General features: G+C 57.2%; 15 protein-coding genes. 4 read left to right on the forward strand and 11 right to left on the reverse strand.

Annotation, left to right across the window (positions count from 1 at the left end):
• The 3 genes from GJR98_RS14820 to GJR98_RS14830 all read right to left on the reverse strand — a co-directional run bounded on the left by GJR98_RS14820 (nucleotide 1) and on the right by GJR98_RS14830 (nucleotide 3,568).
• On the reverse strand, nucleotides 1–840 hold the full coding sequence (locus tag GJR98_RS14820; protein ID WP_151139511.1) for a class I fructose-bisphosphate aldolase: 840 nt from the start codon (nucleotides 838–840) through the stop codon (nucleotides 1–3).
• 61 nt (nucleotides 841–901) lie between these two features.
• Nucleotides 902–1,684, reverse strand: coding sequence for an SDR family NAD(P)-dependent oxidoreductase (locus tag GJR98_RS14825; protein WP_151139512.1), 783 nt, complete (start codon nucleotides 1,682–1,684; stop codon nucleotides 902–904).
• 1,131 nt (nucleotides 1,685–2,815) lie between these two features.
• On the reverse strand, nucleotides 2,816–3,568 hold the full coding sequence (locus GJR98_RS14830) for a pirin family protein (protein ID WP_151139513.1): 753 nt from the start codon (nucleotides 3,566–3,568) through the stop codon (nucleotides 2,816–2,818).
• A gap of 183 nt (nucleotides 3,569–3,751) precedes the next feature.
• Between GJR98_RS14830 and sod the strand changes: the two genes are divergently transcribed.
• Nucleotides 3,752–4,354: a superoxide dismutase gene (gene sod / locus GJR98_RS14835; protein ID WP_151139514.1), complete on the forward strand. Its 603-nt coding sequence runs from the start codon at nucleotides 3,752–3,754 to the stop codon at nucleotides 4,352–4,354.
• 13 nt (nucleotides 4,355–4,367) lie between these two features.
• Here the strand turns inward: sod and GJR98_RS14840 are convergent, their stop codons facing one another.
• On the reverse strand, nucleotides 4,368–5,483 hold the full coding sequence (locus GJR98_RS14840; RefSeq protein ID WP_151139515.1) for a sensor histidine kinase: 1,116 nt from the start codon (nucleotides 5,481–5,483) through the stop codon (nucleotides 4,368–4,370).
• 101 nt (nucleotides 5,484–5,584) lie between these two features.
• Complete coding sequence (locus GJR98_RS14845) at nucleotides 5,585–7,099, reverse strand: phosphoenolpyruvate carboxykinase (ATP) (RefSeq protein WP_151139516.1); 1,515 nt, start codon at nucleotides 7,097–7,099, stop codon at nucleotides 5,585–5,587.
• A 926-nt stretch (nucleotides 7,100–8,025) separates the two neighbouring features.
• Here GJR98_RS14845 and GJR98_RS14850 point away from each other — a divergent pair.
• Nucleotides 8,026–8,925 (forward strand): HEAT repeat domain-containing protein, encoded by a 900-nt coding sequence (locus GJR98_RS14850; protein WP_151139517.1) that lies wholly within the window; start codon nucleotides 8,026–8,028, stop codon nucleotides 8,923–8,925.
• Between the two features lie 54 nt (nucleotides 8,926–8,979).
• Here the strand turns inward: GJR98_RS14850 and GJR98_RS14855 are convergent, their stop codons facing one another.
• The 6 genes from GJR98_RS14855 to GJR98_RS14880 all read right to left on the reverse strand — a co-directional run bounded on the left by GJR98_RS14855 (nucleotide 8,980) and on the right by GJR98_RS14880 (nucleotide 15,411).
• Complete coding sequence (locus GJR98_RS14855) at nucleotides 8,980–9,213, reverse strand: hypothetical protein (RefSeq protein WP_151139518.1); 234 nt, start codon at nucleotides 9,211–9,213, stop codon at nucleotides 8,980–8,982.
• A gap of 144 nt (nucleotides 9,214–9,357) precedes the next feature.
• On the reverse strand, nucleotides 9,358–10,446 hold the full coding sequence (locus tag GJR98_RS14860; protein ID WP_151139519.1) for an ABC transporter ATP-binding protein: 1,089 nt from the start codon (nucleotides 10,444–10,446) through the stop codon (nucleotides 9,358–9,360).
• Nucleotides 10,443–11,489, reverse strand: a complete 1,047-nt coding sequence (locus GJR98_RS14865; RefSeq protein WP_151139698.1) for an ABC transporter ATP-binding protein — start codon at nucleotides 11,487–11,489, stop codon at nucleotides 10,443–10,445. The genes GJR98_RS14860 and GJR98_RS14865 overlap by 4 nt, the downstream gene beginning before the upstream one ends.
• A gap of 42 nt (nucleotides 11,490–11,531) precedes the next feature.
• A complete protein-coding gene (locus GJR98_RS14870; protein WP_151139520.1) occupies nucleotides 11,532–12,578 on the reverse strand; it encodes an ABC transporter permease in 1,047 nt (348 codons plus the stop codon).
• Nucleotides 12,565–13,569: an ABC transporter permease gene (locus tag GJR98_RS14875; RefSeq protein WP_151139521.1), complete on the reverse strand. Its 1,005-nt coding sequence runs from the start codon at nucleotides 13,567–13,569 to the stop codon at nucleotides 12,565–12,567. Before GJR98_RS14875 ends, GJR98_RS14870 begins: the two co-directional genes overlap by 14 nt.
• 21 nt (nucleotides 13,570–13,590) lie before the next feature.
• Nucleotides 13,591–15,411 carry an ABC transporter substrate-binding protein gene (locus tag GJR98_RS14880; protein WP_449271769.1) on the reverse strand — a complete coding sequence of 607 codons (1,821 nt, stop codon included), beginning with the start codon at nucleotides 15,409–15,411 and terminating at the stop codon, nucleotides 13,591–13,593.
• A gap of 173 nt (nucleotides 15,412–15,584) precedes the next feature.
• Here GJR98_RS14880 and GJR98_RS14885 point away from each other — a divergent pair, with 173 nt between their 5' ends.
• Together GJR98_RS14885 and GJR98_RS14890 are read left to right on the forward strand one after the other, a co-directional pair.
• Complete coding sequence (locus tag GJR98_RS14885) at nucleotides 15,585–16,907, forward strand: DUF7405 family protein (protein WP_151139522.1); 1,323 nt, start codon at nucleotides 15,585–15,587, stop codon at nucleotides 16,905–16,907.
• Complete coding sequence (locus tag GJR98_RS14890) at nucleotides 16,908–18,569, forward strand: CRTAC1 family protein (protein ID WP_151139523.1); 1,662 nt, start codon at nucleotides 16,908–16,910, stop codon at nucleotides 18,567–18,569.
• Nucleotides 18,570–18,628: the final 59 nt, after the last annotated feature.

The raw sequence follows: 18,628 nt of genomic DNA on the forward strand, positions 1-18,628 counted from the left end.
TTAATTTTCTCCCCCATCCGGCATGGGTGTGGACTCCGTCGACTCCCACACCTCATCGACTGACGCACCGTCGTGGACGATCGACATGAGCGCACGTACGGTCTGTTCGGGGTCCTCGGACTTCCAGATCGTTCGACCAATCATGAGACCACGCGCACCGGCATCCATTGCACCCTCGACAGATTCGAGCATGCCACGAGTGGTTCCCGTCGCTGGCCCACCCAGAATCATCACGGGGACGGGCGCGTTCTCGACGATGGGTTCGAACGACTCGACGCTACCGGTGTACGGCGCTTTCAGGATGTCAGCTCCGAATTCCCATCCCATACGAAGTGCGTCGGCGACGAACTCAGGGTCCGTTTCTAACTGGTCAGGGATACGTTCACCCCACATGACGGGTTCGACGACCAGCGGAATGTCAGTACCTCTCAACTCTTCGGCGAGTTCACTGACGTACTCTACGTTGCGACGGAACGTCTCGGCGTCATCACGGCCGAAGACGAGGACAATTTTGACACCCACTGGGTCGAGTTCCTTGAGGAACTCTGTGTCGAACGCTGGCGTCCAGAGATCTTGACCGTGGTCACGACCGGGACTGGTTGACCATGTGACGACGTCTGCAGTGAGGATGATGTCGACGTCTGCAGCTTGCAGTTGCTCTGCGTAGTGCCTGGCGAAATGCGGTCCGACAAGCACCGCGTCCGGTTCACCACGCAGTACCGTCTCGAGCGTCTCTTCCGGGTTCTCGAAGCCCGCTGGGGCCCCGAGACTGAGTCCGTGGTCAAGCGCTACAACGACTGCATTCCCTGATGGGGTATCGAGAAGCTTGGGACTGTTCATTGGCTTCGATTGGGCTGAATGTGTCCATCCATATAACATTTCTCCTGCTGTGACCGTTCGCTCAGATTGTCCGCCATCCGCCGTCAACCATGAGTACCTCACCAGTGACGTACGCTGCATCGTCGCTGGCGAGATAGAGTACAGCACCGGCGATGTCGTCAGGAGTACCCGCCCGCCCGAGGGGAACCGGTTTGATCAGTTCATCGCTCTCGGCTGCTGCTGGTGCTTCCTCAGACCAGCCGTCGATGAACTCCGTAGCGATCTGTCCGGGACCGACGGCGTTTACGCGAATGTCGTGTTCTGCCAACTCGAGGGCAGCGCCTCGCGTAATCATCTTCACTGCGGCCTTCGTCGAATCGTACTGAATCTGTTCGCGCTGGGCAACGAAGGAACTGATCGACGCAGTGTTGATAATCGCCCCTTCAACACCTCGGTCGATCATATCTTGGGCCGCAGCTTGACAGCCGAAGAATACTCCCTTAGCGTTGACGTCGTGAATCTTCTCGAACTCGTCTTCGCTGACTTCGAGCAACCCACCACCGATGAAGAGGCCAGCGTTGTTCACCATCACGTCGACACCACCATACTCGCGGGCACGGTCGACAGCCTCTCTAATCTCCGCAGCATTCGAGACGTCCGTCTGAACGTACTCGGCTGTTCCGCCTCTCTCACGAATCAGCTCGTGTGTTGGAGTCTCTGCGTCTTTGGGCTGGGCGTCGATGTCCGCGTTCAGGACTGTTGCTCCTGCATCTGCGAATCGAAGAGCGATTTCGCGTCCGATTCCGGACGTCGCACCGGTAACCACGACGGTACTGCCGTTGAAGTCAGCACTGTAGTCAGGCATCGCTCTGAATTCAGCAACGACAGATAAAAACATTGGGGCGAGGTGCAGTGCGCTGTCTGTGACGTCCAACGACGTTCTGCCCGATATGATTGAAATTCCTCATTGTCGATAAATTCAATGATTGAATACGCAATATCTACGTGGATTGAGTCCCGTGGTAACAGCAGCCACGATTCAAACCCTCCGTTTCAAATTTCAACCGCAAAATTCGGCTATTCGGGCGTTTACTTATTATTGCTCAATTACAGAATAATTTAACAAAGAATATGCAACAATGAGTTTCATTCATCATCGAAATGGTTGTTCTACGCGTCACGACGACAACGCCCTCGATGTGTGGGGTCGTGCAACTCACACAACAGATTTCCATTACTGTTGTACGTCTGTAATACACAATGGTTTTGTCGTCTAGATTCTACCATACTTTCAGTGAACGGCGGCGACTGTGGAGTCAGATCGTCGTCGTTCTTTTACAGCATTACAGATGTAATGTGTCCTGTGAATTCTCCGACTCGTGTGCCAGTTCGCGCACTACGCCAATTACTCCAACACTGCTCGAAGAATGCAGGCAGCTGCCAGTTCGTACTGCCGTCACTGTCTCATCTACACTCACTCATCTTTGGAGTTGATGCTTTGCTCAAACAATGACAGTATTCTAGTATAAATATAATTCAAACAGGTACGTGGCGGGCGTGTAGCACAGAATATCTACATTAACATTCATCAGCCCAATATCTCTGCTTTTACAACGCTTATCACTGTTTAAATTGTATTATTAAACTCCTCGTACAGGTTCACATTGGTTTGTATTGAATTATTCTGTGACCTCTCGTGAGTCCCGATACCCATTCAAATACCTCGAAATGAGGGCTTTCAACCCAATTTAGCAATGGGACAGTGGAGAATGAGTTCGGCAGTGGATAGAATAAAATGTTGGTAGTTCTGGCATACCATAATTAATGTAACATGTATATCAAACACATTATCTCGCCTTTTCTTCAGTCGATGAAGGATGAGGCAGCGCGACAACGGCCAAGGTACGAGTAGAACTACCCAACAACCAGAACCACCCAACAACCCGTCGAACGGAACTGTAACCAACGCAATCTTCGACAGTTGCCAGCGTTCGAATCAGAGAACGAACGGTCCACGCTGGCGTATCGGTTCTCCGTGTGGCCGTCCAGAGACGGCGACCACTCGAAGCGTGCCTTCGGACTGAATATTCACCTGACAGCGACCAGTGACCGGGAGGACGTCGCCCTCACCGAAATCGTCTCCATCGACAGTTCCTGTTCCGGAGATTCCGTAGAGAAATCCCGCCCAGTCAGTCTCAACAGACCACGTCCACGAGTCGTCGACGTGGACATCCAAATACTCCATCGGAGTGTATAGTTCGATTGGGGAACCCTCGCCGACGACTGTTGTGACTGCCGCGCCGTCGCACAGTTCCGTTGGGAGTTCTTCGGCACTCGCGTCCGTGTAGTTGGGGTCGACATCCTTGTCGTCAGCGGGGAGGTTCACCCATAGTTGGAGACCGTTACAGGCGTGTCCGCCCGCAGGGAACTCTGAATGGCGAATTCCACGACCTGTCGTGATTCGCATCACATCCCCTTCGGACGCTGTGTGAAACACACCGAGTGAGTCCTCGTGGTCCATCCCACCGTCGAGCATGTACGAGACGATCTCGAACCCACGGTGGGGATGCGTCGGAAATCCCTTGTCGGGGTCGATGTAGAACCGCTCAAACAGGACGAATGGGTCGATATTCTTCGGATAGGTGGTCGTCGGAAATGCACGATTCGAGTTGACACCAGTGCCGTGTCGAACCATCTCACCCGAAATAGGACCGACGTCCGCCCCTTTCGACGTGTCCTCAGCGTTCATACGACGAGCAACGCCACGAAGGCGGAAAACCATCACGTAAGCGGAAGCATAGCACCGTGTGATTGGTGGATAGTAGACGCGGGTTTGACTCGTTGTCGTACAGCACACCCCAGTAATTCTACATAAATCGAATTCAGGGAAGCTACATGACCCTCCCGTACCTCGTCGTAGGTGGGAATACAAATGTCTGAATACGAACTTGACCCGCTTCCGTACGACTACGACGCGCTCGAACCACACCTCTCCGAACAAGTCCTGACGTGGCATCACGACACCCACCATCAGGGCTACGTCAATGGCTGGAACGCAGCCGAAGAGACGCTCGCCGAGAACCGCGAAGCAGGCGAGTTTGGCTCGTCCGGCGGTGCGCTCCGCAACGTCACCCACAACGGCTCCGGACACATCCTGCACGACCTCTTCTGGCAGAACATGTCACCGGAAGGCGGTGACGGACCCGAGGGTGCGCTCGCAGACCGCATCGCCGAGGACTTCGGTTCCTACGAAGCCTGGAAGGGCGAGTTCGAAGCCGCAGCAGGTGCTGCCGGCGGCTGGGCACTTCTCGTCTACGACTCGTTCTCGAACCAGCTTCGCAACGTCGTCGTCGACAAGCACGACCAGGGCGCACTCTGGGGCTCCCACCCCATCCTCGCGCTCGACGTCTGGGAACACTCCTACTACCACGACTACGGACCGGCTCGCGGTGACTTCATCTCCGCATTCTTCGGGGTCGTCGACTGGGAAGAGCCGTCGGCCCGCTACGAGCAGGCCGTCGAACTCTTCGAGTAGACTGTTTCAGACCTCAATTTTTTCGCATCCACCTGCGAGAGCGCAACGAGATGGTAACGGAACTCCCGAGAGAGTCGTCCGTATCGAACGAGAGGGAACCTCCGAGGTCATCGACGACCCACTTTACCAGCCACAATCCCGTCCCATCGCTGTGTTCGAGTTGTGTTTCGAAGCCCTTGTCGAGGATGTCGATCTCCGAGTCTGGGATTCCAGGGCCATTATCTTCGACACAGAGCGTGAGTCGCTCACCAGTGTGGTCGAGGTACACATCAGTCCGGGGTGACGGGACCGTATTATGCTCCACTGCGTTTCGAAGCAGTTGGGTAACCGCAATTATCAGGGAGCGATTCGAGACGGCAATCTGTTCCGGTGACGTCTCGACGTTAATCTCAGTCTCGGGATACTCGCGTTGGATTTGCTGCGCACTCTCGTCGATCTGTTCGACGAGGTCGAGTGCTTGGTCGGTCGTGAGCTCTTCATCGTGTAACCCTGCGATCTTCCGAGACTGCTCTGTAAGCCGGGTCAGACGCTCCATCTGCTGATTGATTATCCGGATAGACTGTTCGGCTGAATCAGGGGCGTCTGCGATGTGGTCTGCGTAGCCCATGGTGATGTTTGCGGCAGTGCGAACGTCGTGTCGGAAGACACGGTTGTACACTTTCAGCTGTTCACTCAAGCGTTCGGAATGGTCGAGTGTCTCGACTGTTTGTGCCATCGCTATCTTCCGGTCGACGTCGTACATCCCGAATACGAGCCCAATGATGGTTCCACCTGTCCCCCATCCAAGCACGGAGTACATCGGTTTGAGGAACTCACCACCGAGTGCCTGCTGGTACACGATAACCAGAATACCGGACGCGCCAAAGACGAAGATACCCATACCCATCCATGCGGCGAGTCGCAGGACGCCCGTGCCAATCTCGTTTTGGACTGACCAGTGTTTCACATATGCCAAGACAAAGAACAGTAAGAGCGGCGAGATCCAACCGAAGAGTAAATCTTGGTGAGTCAACCGACCACTGAGGGCGAAGAAGACGTGGAAAAGAATGAGGAGCAACACGAACGCGTAAATCAACGACTTCCCGATATCGATTTTTGTATCGAGAAATCGTTGATCAATCGAAGCCATATGCCGATTTCAATGTACTAGTAGATAACCCTACCCAGAGAATATCAAATATGATATTATATGTTTGCTTGAATGGGGTGTGAATCGGCCCCCGAGTGCGATCAGTAGGTCGCGTCCACGATATCGTCGTCGAGTTCGTCGAACTGTGCGAGATAGGACCGACGTTCAGCACGCAGAGTGCTGTGAGCCTCGTCGAAGTCTTCGACGTGGTCAGCAACGACGAACTGAGTGATATCGATGCCCGGAACGTCCGTTGGGACCATCAGGCCCAGAGTATCGTCGTATCCCCACTCGATGCTATCTCGTGCAACGCCTTCGAGGATAGCAACGGTTTCTTCGACACCGACGTCTACGGGGTCATCGGTCCCAACAGCGCCAGTGTTGAGCACGAAACAGTCCACATCGAGGTCGTCGATGAGGTCCCGGAAACGGTTCCCTTCGTCCCCCTCAGACCCGATGATGAACGGATTCGTTCCGACGACACGGATCGGCTCACCGATACGCGATGGGTCCCCAGCACTGGTCTCGACAGACTCACCGAGCATGAACGCGACGGCGGCCTGTGTCTCGTCGAGTTTGGCAATCGGTGGCATCAGCGGATTACGTGTGATGAAAAACACTTGGTCGACCTGGTCGAGGTCGATATCTTCGGCAGAGCTTTTGAGGCAATCGCGCTGAATCACGGCCCGTGCATTGCGACCATACTCCGGTTCGTCAAAGTCCACACACCCATCTGCGTCGACCGATACGTTCTCGAGGACAGCGCTCTCGTTCGTCGCTGCTTCGTAAAGCTCAGGCTGTTCGTCCGCGTCCAAGCCGAGCGTTTTGATGTAGAGGCCACCTCCCTCACTTCCAGCCACCGACCCCGAAGGGAGCAACGCACAGACGTCGTCTTGAAGCATCTCCGCGCCTTCGGGTTCGTCCAACCAAAGACCGTGGCTGGTCAGCGTCGACTTGCCGGTTCCAGAGAGTCCTAAGAAGAGTTGCCCGACTTCACGGCGACCATCGCTGTCGTCGAGAGTTACTCGTTTGCTGCCGGCGTGAAGGCCAAGGCCACCTGACTGTTTCGCACGGAACATAAACAGTCGAAGGAACGACTTCTTCGCTTCACCAGTGTAGTCGCTCCCGAACACGGCCGTAAGTCCCTCCTCGGGGAGGACACGGATACACGGTTCGGCAGTAGCGTCCGGAAGTTGTACGGTGACGAAATCAGGTTCAACGCCGTCGGCTGGTTCGAGGAGCTTCGCCCACGCGAGTGCGATACGACCGTACTCCTTTGGCAGAAACAGGCGGCAGACGGCGGATACATCTTCGTCCCGACCGACAACCCGGTCGACGCAAAGCACGTCGTTCGTCGGGTCGTTTACCCACTCGATTGCGTGCTCGAATACCGCAAGGTCGTCTTCGTCGAACGACCTGTCGACAGAAGTCGCGGTTTGCGCTGCACTCCGGGAGCGGTACTCACTGACGTACGAGGGGGCCTCGAAGTCTGTCGTCGTTTCGAGGTGTGCTGAGTAGTCCCGAAGGTCTGTTAAAGACGGGTTGTACGTGACGTGGTTCGCCGTGGCCGGGTCAGGAAAATCAGCACTGGTTGGGAGGTGGATTGTATTTTCCATTCTATGGGAGTATCCACGAGTTGCTTTGATAAGGTTATTGTATGCGTAATTTGACTTAAGAATATTAATTTAAATCCGCGTAAATACTAACATTCCCAGAGTGAGATTGTCAGTTCACTCATCACGGTAATCGATTGCCCGGCGGCAGTTCAACGCAGTGGCTAACGGTTGGAGAATTGTATACATCCATCGAGTAAACTGACGACTGTCGCTTCGACAGCGCTTCGTCTGGACCGAACACGAGTGGGGTCGACAGCACACTCCGTGGTAAACCCACCAAGATGGGACGAACTCGAAGTCGTACGTTCCTCTGAAAACGCTCAGTGAGTTCGCCCTCAGTCACACTGTTTGAAACCAAACCCAGACTGGCACCGACACACGGTTCCGAGACACAGCTGACGATCGGTATCGAAACTCAGTTTGTCTCTGATTTCGATACTACTCAGTTTTCATATATTTCACACAGTTCATTCGATTGAGAAGCGCGATGTAGTAGTCGAGGTCACAGGTGATCGACTGGATTTTGAACCACACTGATACGCACGACATCACACCAGAGCGAGTAGAGTGAACATTCAACCCATCAAGCGAAGATTGGCCAAAGTTATGATTAATGTGGATGAAACTGCGAGGAAACGCGCCGTTTCCACCGTCGGATGACCTGGCCATAGATTGCTACGAGTCGATGAGAGGCCCTGGAACACGACCTCGCGTTTCAGTACGAGCGACACGAACAATAGCGCCACAAAACATGATATTTTAACGTATGTTTTCTAAACTCCCCATTTCAATTACGATACTCAACGCGCAAAGTCAGAGAGCGAAAAATGAAGAACGAGAGGTGAAGAACGACAAGCCAGATAGAAGCACAGGACGGCAATATCACCGATACGTATTTGCTGACCAGCGAGAATCAGTCACACAGTATGCTCGATGCTGGAGAGACACCTCTGGAGGACGTACAACCAGGCAGTGTCCAACCTTCGAAGGTCGACACGGCAGAGGTTAAAGCAGCGCTCAGTTCGGCGGACCCGATCGTTCGCCAACGTGCCTGCAGCGTTTGCGAAGGACTCGCTGGACGAGACGTCGACTCACTTCTGCCCCTCATCCACGATATCGGAGCGCGACTACACGACGACTCTACCGCGGTCGTGCAAGCTGCACTGTCAGTACTGACTGATGTGGCCGCCACAGAGCCAACGATGCTCGAGTCGTGTCTGTCGGACCTCGTTAGCGTCACCCAGTCTGAGTTGAGCGGAATAACGCTCGGAGGGGCCCGCTGTCTGGCTGCACTGACAGCAGAGCACCCACGTGCATGTGTCCCTCACGTTGGAACACTGGTAGAGAGTATCCTGAACGTGGAGGTGCTCGAAGACGTCGACACGTTCACCGACACAGTCACTGACCCCACGACCCGACAGACGATACGAGAGCACCAGCAGAGTGAACAACGGGATTTGGAAACCGCACGAAGACTGCTTAGTCACGTCGTCGCTGCTTGCGCGCAGACAGCACCAACAGAACTCCACGAAGAGATACCACTGCTTACGAAGTTACTCTCTGACGAAGATCCAGTCGTCATCGGGGCGGGTCTCACCGCACTCTCTGCTGTCGCCCAAGACGACCCGACCGTGATTGCTGTCGACGACACGCTACTCGATTGTCTCGACCACGACGACCGACGTGTTAGAGCACACGCCATCGAAACAGTCGGCTTCCTCGGCGCTGACTCCATCGTCCCCACACTCCAACGAATGGCCGAAGCGGACCCAGACGAAGACGTCGCCGCACTCGCTGCGGCGACTGCCGAGTTCCTCGAAGCCTGATTCAGCTCTGTAGAGTTCTTCACACGAGACGGGAGTCCTCTGTCAGAACCTGCGTCACTCCTCCATCGCACGTTTCGTACAGAGCCAATACCCAGCGCCGAAGCCAACCAACGTGAGGACCACGAGGACAGCATCGACGAGTGCAATCGCGTACGCAGCAGTACCCGGTTCGAGGAACAGGAACGAGAAGCCGAGAAGAAGGCCCATCACGATGGCGATGGCGATGAACAGCGGGAAACGGTCACGCTGGTCGCAGATTACATCGATGACGGTCTCTAGACGTGCCATACACTGTGCTATCTAGCACGAACTATCAACCTCCCGGTTCGACTGATTGTTCGTCGCATCTCGTTCGGAGTCGAGAAACGTCTTCCCGTGTAGATTTAAAAAAAAGAAGCTTCGTGAGAGCCACGCTCCGTGACTCACCCGTTCTTAGTCTGTTAACGGCTCGCTGTTCCAGTAGTCGTGGTCTGGGTCGTTCCTGAAGCACGCAACTCGGTGCCCATCGTTCCCGTCAGATAACTGTGGAACCGTTTTCTGACACGCCTCGCGTGCCTCCGGACACCGGGTGTGGAAGCGGCAGCCACTCGGTGGATTGACCGGGTCCGGAATGTCGATTTTTCGCATCGGTGGCTCACTGGACTCTGAGTGTCCAGACAGGTTGGGCGTCGCCCAGCGAAGCACGTTCGTGTAGGGATGGCTCGGGTCGTCGATGAGCTTCTCTGCCGGCCCGACTTCGACCAGATTTCCGAGGTACATCACGCCAATACGGCCGTTTCCGTGCTCTGCGAAGTACCGTGCGTTCGAGAGGTCGTGAGAGACGAAGACGAACGAGGTGTCGAAGTCCTTCTGGAGGTCGAGCATGAGGTCCATCATCTCGACCCGGAGGGAGACGTCGAGTGCACTTATCGCCTCGTCAGCGAGGATGACGTCAGGGTTCATCAACAGCGCCCGAGCGAGCGCAACCCGCTGTTGCTCGCCACCGCTGAGTTGGTGAGGATATCGGTCGGCAAAGTCAGCAGCGGGGTTCATTCCGACGCGCTCAAGTAGTGAGTGAACTCGCTTACGGCGTTCCTCTGCACCAACGTCGGGATGGGTGAGTTTGATCGGTTCAGCGAGGATGTTCAGGATTCGCCGATTCGGATTGAGCGAACTTCCGGGGTCCTGATGGATAATCTGGAGTGACGTGCGAATTTCGTCGAACGAAATCTCTCCTTTCCCATCTTTTGCAGCCCAGATGTCCTGTCCTCTGTACTTCACAGACCCACCCGTCGGTCGCTGGAGACCGATGACAGTCTTTCCGAGCGTGGTCTTTCCACAGCCACTTTCGCCCACGAGGGCGAGGACGTCGTTCTCCTCGATATCGAGCGAGACGCCATCGACGGCTCGAACAACGTCCGGGTCTTCGAAGAAGTCGAACAGTCCCTGTTCTTTTTCGAAGTGGACTTCGACGTTGTCGAGCGAGATGAGTGGTTCGTCGCGCTGGTCGAGACTCGTCGCGGCCTCATTGGCTTGGCTCACGAACCATCACCTCCTGATGCTGGGATGGAGTCAGTGGCACGCTCGAAATGGAGTGCAATCGCGTCTCTGGCATCTTCTGCATGGTGACACGCGACGGTGTGGCCGTCTTCGAGTTGGCTGAACGCCGGGTCGACAGTTCGGCATTCTTCGGTCGCGAGTGGACACCGTGGGGCGAAAGAGCACCCCGCTGGAACGTTGATTGGTGCTGGGCTCTGCCCTTCGATTGGTCGCATCTCTTCGAGTGGTGCTTCGATGTCGGGCGTCGCGTTGAGCAACGCTCGCGTGTACGGGTGCCCACTGTTTCCGATGAGTTGCTCACGGTCGGCGACTTCGATGAGTTGGAAGGCGTACATCACAGCCATCCGGTCGGCGAGTTCGGCGACCAGTGGGAGGTCGTGAGTGATGAACACCATCGTCAGGTCGTACTTCTCCTGTAAGTCTTCGAGCAGCGTCAAGATGGAACGCTGCATCAAGAGGTCGAGCGCTGCGGTCGGTTCGTCCATCACCAGCACCTCCGGTTCGAGGATGAGAGAGAGTGCGATGAGCGCACGTTGTTGCATCCCGCCCGAAAGCTCGTGGGGGTACGACCCGAGCACGCGCTCCGGGTCGAGGTACAGGTCAGAGAGGAGTTCCCGAGCGAGCTCCATCCCCGAGGGGACGTGCGCATCGTGAGCCTTCAGCGTCTCTTTGAAGTGCCCACCGATCTTCATCGTCGGGTTGAACGAACTCATCGCTCCCTGGAAAACCATGGCAATCTCTTCCCACCGGAGTTCCCGTAGTTCGTCGTCTGAGAGCCTCAACACGTCGACGGTAGTTCCATCGTCGCGGTGGTAGAGAATCTCACCTGTGAGTCGTCCGGGGTCGGGAACGGCGTTGAGCAACGAGTCGGCGAACATGGACTTTCCGCTGCCGCTCTCGCCGACGACGCCAAGGATTTCCCCACGTTCGATGGACGCACTCACGTGGTCCAACACGAACGTTTCGCCGCCGTCGTACGTGACGGCCGCGTTGCGGACTTCGATGATTGGGTCGTCTGTCGTCATGGATGTCGTGGTTTCGGCTGTGCCGTGTTGTTCGGCAGTCATCTACAGTACCTCCGTCATGCCAGTATCTTTCTCGTCGGTGACGGCCGTCGATTCGGACTCACCCGCGAGGCGGGTGCGGACACGCGGGTTGAACACACGGTCCATCCCCTGCCCGAGGAGAATGAGTCCAATCGAGAGCCCAATGATGGCGACCATCGGGACGAGAAGCCAGTGCGCAGCACTCCAAGAGAACAGGGCACCGCCACTGTACGCGAAGTTCAGGGTGACACCCCAGTTCTGGTCGGAGTACGGCAACACACCGAGGAAGAACAGGCCGATGGAGGCGAACACGACGTACCGTGCGGCGAACACGAAGTTGACCGTCACGTACGGCATGAGGTTCGGAATGACGTCCTTCAGGATGATTCGCGGCGTACTCACGCCCATCGTCCGCGACGCTTCGACGTAGTTGTTCTCACGGATAGTCAGCACCTGCGAGTGGATGGACCGGCCGAGGCCCGCCCAGTAGTTGATGTTGATGATGATGCCGAGCAGGATGGGATTCTTGGGGTTGAACGTAATCGCGAGGATCATCACCAGCGGGAGGCCGGGGATGGCCATTACGAAGTCCGAGATCGACATCAACACGCGTCCGACGGTCCCGCCTTTGTAGCCAGCGACGGTTCCGACGAGAACGGCGATGCCGGTTGCCCAGAGTCCACCCGAAGCGACCATCAACAGGATGTCTGGCGTCGAGTGAATGATGAGTGCAGCGAGGTCCGTCCCGGATGCAGTCGTCCCGAGCGGATACGTCATGTTCTCGAACAACATCAGGTATCGTGGTGCCTGACTCGTCGACGGTTCTCGCCAGAGGCCGAGGATGGCCACGAGCGCAATCAGGAAGTAGAAGCCGATGATAAGCAGTCCGAGTCGGGTTCTGCTGTCCGACCACGCGACGATCATCGGTTTCACGAAGTTCTCCTCGTACATCTCGCGCAGTCGCTCCTCACGAGTCACCGTTACCGACGACGAACTCGAACCTCGCCAGTCGACACTGCCACCGTCTGTAACGAGCGTGCTGGGCTCGCTTCCCTCAGTACGCTTCATCGGAACCTCCGGCGCTGATTCGTGGGTCGATCTTGCTGTACGTCAGGTCGGCGATGTAGACGCCGACGATGAGTGCGACGGTGATGACGAGGAACGTCGCCATCATGAGCGGGTAGTCGTTCGCCTTGAGTGCAGCGAACATGTAGTACCCGAGGCCAGTGTACGAGAAGATCTGCTCCAGAATGACGGTCCCGGAGAGACGGAAGCCGAGGAGGAGCAAGAATCCAGTGTACATCGGTAAGATGGCGTTTCTCGCGACGTATCGCGTGGCGATTCGGTGGTCCGCAAGCCCCCGAAGTCTGGCGACACGAACGTAGTCGTTACCGAGCACCTGGATACTGTTCCCGCGCATAGCCAGTGCCTGACCACCGATTCCGCCCAGCGTGTACGAGAAGATGGGGAGGATACTGTGTTCGAGTGCGCTGAGCAAGAACGGAATGCTCAGTTCCTTCTCGACGCTGGCGCCGACGGTGCCCGCCGTCGGCAACCAACCCCACTGGTACGCGAAGACGTAGAGGGAGATGACTGCGACGACGTAGAACGGAATCGACATCAGGGCAATCGAGAGTCCACTGAACGCTTTGTCGAACCGCGACCCTTCCCAGTAGGCCTGCAACGACCCGAGGAAGATACCGATGGCGAACATGAGAATCGTCGACACGAGGACGACGAACACCGTCCACGGCACCGCTTCGGCGATGATACGTACAACTGGCTCTCCGAGCGATATCGACTCGCCGAAGTTCCCCTGGGCTACTGAACCCATGTACTCCAGATACTGCTGCCAGAGCGGGGCGTCAGGATTGATGTTCTGGAGGTTCGCGATTCGGGCGTCGACCTCTGAGGCCGGGACGCCCTGGCGGAGCAACTGTGCGCGCAGCTGCGTGAACGGTCCCCCGGGCAGGAGGCGTATCAGTCCGAACGTGAGCGTTGCCACCGCGAAGATGGTGACGAACACCCGAGCCGTCCGGCGAACGTAGTAGTTACTCATCGTTACGTGTGTCCGGTCCGCTCATTTCTTGGCCGTGAGCTCACCCTGACGTGGGAGCCACTCGCTTGGCCACTTGACTGCTCGTTCGTCACTGCCCGCCTCCGGGACGTTCCACTCGTCGTCGGTGAGCCACGACTGGTCCAACTTCGACACCAGTCCGAGGACTGGGAGGTTCTGGTTGTGGTGCCACGCGACACGCTTGATGATCTCCTCGGTCTTTGCTCGGTCCTGCGTGGTCGACACCTCCTGTATCTCCGACAGTGGGTCGATGGTCATCTCGCCGCCGTCCATTCCGGGGACAGTCTGTTCGCCCTCCGAGAAGTTGTGACCGCCGTCGATGTCCGGGATGTTAAGCTGCCAGCGCAGCGGGAAGTACGGGAACGCCGACCGTGCCCCACCAGGCATCCAGTAGAATGCACCAATTTTGAAGTTGCCCTCGATGTAGCCACCGAAGTAGTCGCCAGTGGGCTTCTGACTGATTTCGAAGTCGAAGCCGAAGGAGTTCAACTGGTCGACGACGGTGTTCGTCGCCGTGGTCCAGTCCGTCCACCCAGCGGGCGTGTAGTACGTCCCGCCAAGGGTCCGGCCACTGCTGTGTTTCCACGTGCCGCCCTCTTTCGAGTAGCCAGCCTCACGGAGGAGTGACGCAGCCTTCTCCGTCTGGGATTCGGCCATTCCGTAGCTCTCGAACGAATCGTAGGCGTCACCGAGCCACGCCTCTTGGTCGTTCGGTGCGACACCAGTGACCTTCGGTGCGGGTGCCTTCGTTCGCGGTCCTGCGTTCTCGGCGACTTGCTGTCGGTTGATGACGTGCGCGACGGCTTGTCGGACTTTTCGCTTCCCGAAGTCGGGGTCATCGTGGTTGAACAACACACCGTACCCCCACTTCGCGGAGATGGAAATCTCCTCGACGGAGTCGGGGAAGTTGGCGACGATCTTCGGCGGTGCGAAGAGACTCGTGACGAAGTCGAGTTCGCGACCCATCAGTCCCTGCTGGAGCGCGGTGTTGTCTCCTCGCGAGAGCAGCGAGATACCCGCGAAGTTGACGTTGTCGGCGCCGTAATACTCGGGATTCCGCGTGAGTTCCCACGACTGTTTGGACTTCGACTCGACCGAGAAGGGGCCACTCGCAACCACGTCGTTTTCCCACTTGAACTGCTGGAGTTCCTCAGCGTCCTTGTCGAGGAACTGTTCGAACGTCGGGTGGTAGGCGTACAGTCGAAGCGACCCGTTTGCGAGAGTATGTTTGATGACCTCCGGGTTAGATGGTCGCTTCAGGTTGAGAACGACCGTTTTGTCGTCTCCGCCCTGTTCGACGCTCTCGGTGAAGTCCCAGAGCGATGCGCCCATCTTCTTCATGAGACGGAACTGAGTTAAGACGTCACGGGCGGTCACGTCCTCACCGGTGTCCCACTTCAGGTCGTCGCGGAGCGTGAGCGTCACCGTCTCTTCATCGATGGCCCACTCCTCGAGTGCGCCCATCTCGAACTCCTTCGTGTTGAAGTTGTAGGCCGCAAAGCGCTCGAAGACGAAGTTCCCTGCGCGAGGGTCGTAGTTCTGAGTCGCTTCCGGATTCAGGTGCAGGTTCGTCGGGACGCCATTGTTCGTGGCACCGACCAAGGTCTTGTCCACGACGCTTGGTCCTCCCGAGTCGGTCGACTCGTCTCCCGAACCATCGTTCGAACCGCCACCTCCCGAACTATCGTCGGTGGTGTCGTTCTCGGAGTTGTCGTCCGAGCCACCGGTACAGCCTGCGAGAGCGGCTATTCCGGATGCACCGGTCAGTTCGACAAAACGGCGTCGGCTAACGAGATCGCTATAGCGGTCAGTACTGTCTGACATGGCTTACTGATAAGAAACCTAACCCATTGTTAATAAACATTTGCATGGTACCCACATTTGGGTGCGGCATAAGCGCCAGCAGACACGCTGAAACACCAAATTACGTCGATATTCTGGCGACAGAAACTGTACTGCACGCAAGAACTATAAGGAGACACTCGTTACCACGGTCAGTGAGCCCAAACAGAGAACGGGGGCTCTCCCGACGCGACTTCGTCACCGCAGCGGTGGCAATCGGCGGGACGAGTGCCCTCACGGCGTGTATGGAACGAGAACAGTCATCCACGGGCGACGTGACGACACAGTCCGTAGAAGACGAACCGCCGTCGTCACCTGAGTTCCCTCGTGGCGATCCAGAAACAGTGCCGACCGGGCAGCATCGGTGGGGTAAGTATCTCGTTCGAGATGCACACGGAAACACAGTCCCACCCCAGCAGCTCGTCGCAGTCGGACTCACGTACGAAGGGTCGGTTCCACCGACAGCAGCAGAGCGCGAACAGGTGGAACGCGCTCTCGAAACCATCGAACTGGCCTACCAGTGGGGGACCGGTGGTAACGCTGGTGCTGCATTCAACCGTGGGCTCCTTTTCATGCTTGGGTACGCACCACGATATTTCGAATCGATGGGGGAGATTCCGTCCTCACTCACGACACCAGAGGACGTCCTCGATACCGTCGGGGAAGACCCCACAAAAGCAGACCCATACGATGCGATACTGCTGCTGACGAGCGACATCGGTTCTGTCGTCCTCGGCGCAGAGGCAGCACTGTTTGGCGAAGTCGACGAGGTGAACGGAGTGTCCGTGGATGCGACGTTCGAAGGTGTGTTCTCGAAGGCGGGGCGTCACACCGGCTACGTTGGAAAAGGGCTCCCTGCGGACAAACTGGAAGAAGAGCGGATTCCAGAGGATGCACCGCTCTCGATGGGGTTCAAATCCGGATTTAGCGACAATCTCCCAGCGGAGGACGCGGTCACGCTGACGTCGGGGCCCTTCGCCGGGGGGTCGACAATCGCTTCCTCCACGCTCGTCATCGACCTCGACCGATGGTACGACCAGCGTGATGAAGAGCGCGTCGCGGAGATGTTCTGCCCCGCTCACGGGACAGACGATGTGGGACCGACGGGCGAGAAACTCGGGAGTGACAGCGGCATTACCCAGGAAGATGTCGACCGGATCGAGAAAGACGCCGAGTCGTACGGTCGTGTCGGGCACACGCAGAAGGTCGCTCGGGCGCGAGACGACGAGTTCGAAGCACGAATCCTCCGCAGGACAGAGGGTGTCGCGACGAGTCAGCACGACGGTGCAGGCTTCGAATTCAACTCCGTTCAGCGAACCATCGAGGACTTCGTCGAGACGCGGAAAGCGATGAACCCCGACGAGTACGACTTCGACATTCCTGCGAAAGACCACGGCATCGTCGATTACCTCGAAACCGTTCGCAGAGGGAGCTATCTGGCACCACCTCGTGAAAAGCGGTCTCTGCCGGTGGTCTAAGTGGACACCAAACACGTGCTCACAATCGCGCTGGCCTTCGCAGTCGTCCTCGCGGGAATCTCACTCGGTCCATCGTATCTCGAACAGGACACCGATGCTCCTGAACCCGCACGGCTGGCGTTCTCAGACGTTACTGACCAGTCGGGACTCGACTACGAAGCAGTCGGAAGCGGAGTGGGAAGCGGGAACTCCGGAGTCTACGTCGCGGACGTGAACAAAGATTCCTGGCCAGACCTGCTAACCATCGGTGGTGAGAGTCCAGCACTGTTCGTGAACGACGGTGGGCAGTTCGTCAAGAGCGACGCCCTGCAGACAGTGGACCGCAGCATCAAGAGCGCAGTCTTCGTCGACGTCGAACGAGACGGATGGACGGACCTGTTCTTATTCGCCCACGATGGTTCGGTGGTGGCGTTCCGGAACGACGGTGGGCAGTTCGTCCGGGCCGACTACGGAGTCGGGAACCTCACCTATCCGCTCGGTGCAACTGCGGCGGACTACGACCGGGATGGTGACACCGACCTGTTCGTCTACCAATCGGGGTCGTGGCACGAGAGCAAGCCGGAGGGGTATTTCAGTCTCGACGAGCGAATCACGGAGGACAACGGTAACACGAACTACCTCTACGAGAACGTCGGTGGAGAGTTCCGTCGTGTCGACTCAGAGAGCATCTCGGGGAACCACTGGAGTCTAGCGGCGAGTTTCGTCGACCTGACTGGAGATGGGTACCCGGACATCCACGTTGCGAACGACTACAACAACGATACGCTCTACATCAACACCGGAGACGGAACGTTCGACCGGCGGACCCTCGGTGGTTCGACTGCACGGAATGGGATGGCCTCAGAGGTTGCGGACGTCACCAACGACGGGCGTCCAGACGTGTTCGTCTCGAACATCTGGTTCCCGAAACTGAAAGGAAACATGTCTAAAGAGCGGTACGAGCGGCTCAAACGACTGCTCGACTTCGTCGTCCACTCGGGGCGAACCAAGGGCAACACGCTGTTAGTCAACCAGGGCGACGGTGAGTTCGCCGACCGAGCAGACGAGCTGAACGTCCGCCACGGCGGGTGGGGATGGGCCGCGAGTGCGACGGACTTCGACAACGACGGAGACCGTGATATCGTCCATACGACCCAGATTGTCGTCCGAATCGACCGTGACGACCCGGTGTACACCTATCCGATGGTCTTCCAAGGAGACGGTGGCGAGTTCGCCAGTGTGAACGCGAGCACCCACAGTATGCGCGAGACCGACGGTCGCGGTCTCGCAACACTCGACTACGACCACGATGGTGAGCAAGAGCTAGTCGTTGCGACCTACGACGACGCATTCGTCGTGTACGACAACGAGGCAGACACGGCAGGGCAGAACTCGCTCCAGTTGCGTGTCGTCGACGAGAACGACGCGACTGCGCTCGGTGCAGTCGTCACCGTCCACGCTGGCGCAGACACGCACGTGATTCAACAGTCTGCAAACGTCGACTACCTCTCGCAGGATACGCGCGTCGAACACGTCGGGGTGGGCACCCACGACAGTGTGACGCTCAAAGTGGAGTGGCCCGATGGAACGACGCGGACCTTCGAGGATGTCGCGGTGAACCAACGGCTACGGGTGACGAAGGATGGCCCCGTCGTCGCTGCACCGTTGAACGAGACTACCTGAGCGGTTGGTTTGCCACCGGTTGGCAAATTTATAAATAGCAGCGGAATTTCTCTTCGCAG

The sequence above is a fragment of the Haloferax marinisediminis genome (assembly GCF_009674585.1).
GTDB classification, from domain to species: Archaea; Halobacteriota; Halobacteria; order Halobacteriales; family Haloferacaceae; genus Haloferax; species Haloferax marinisediminis.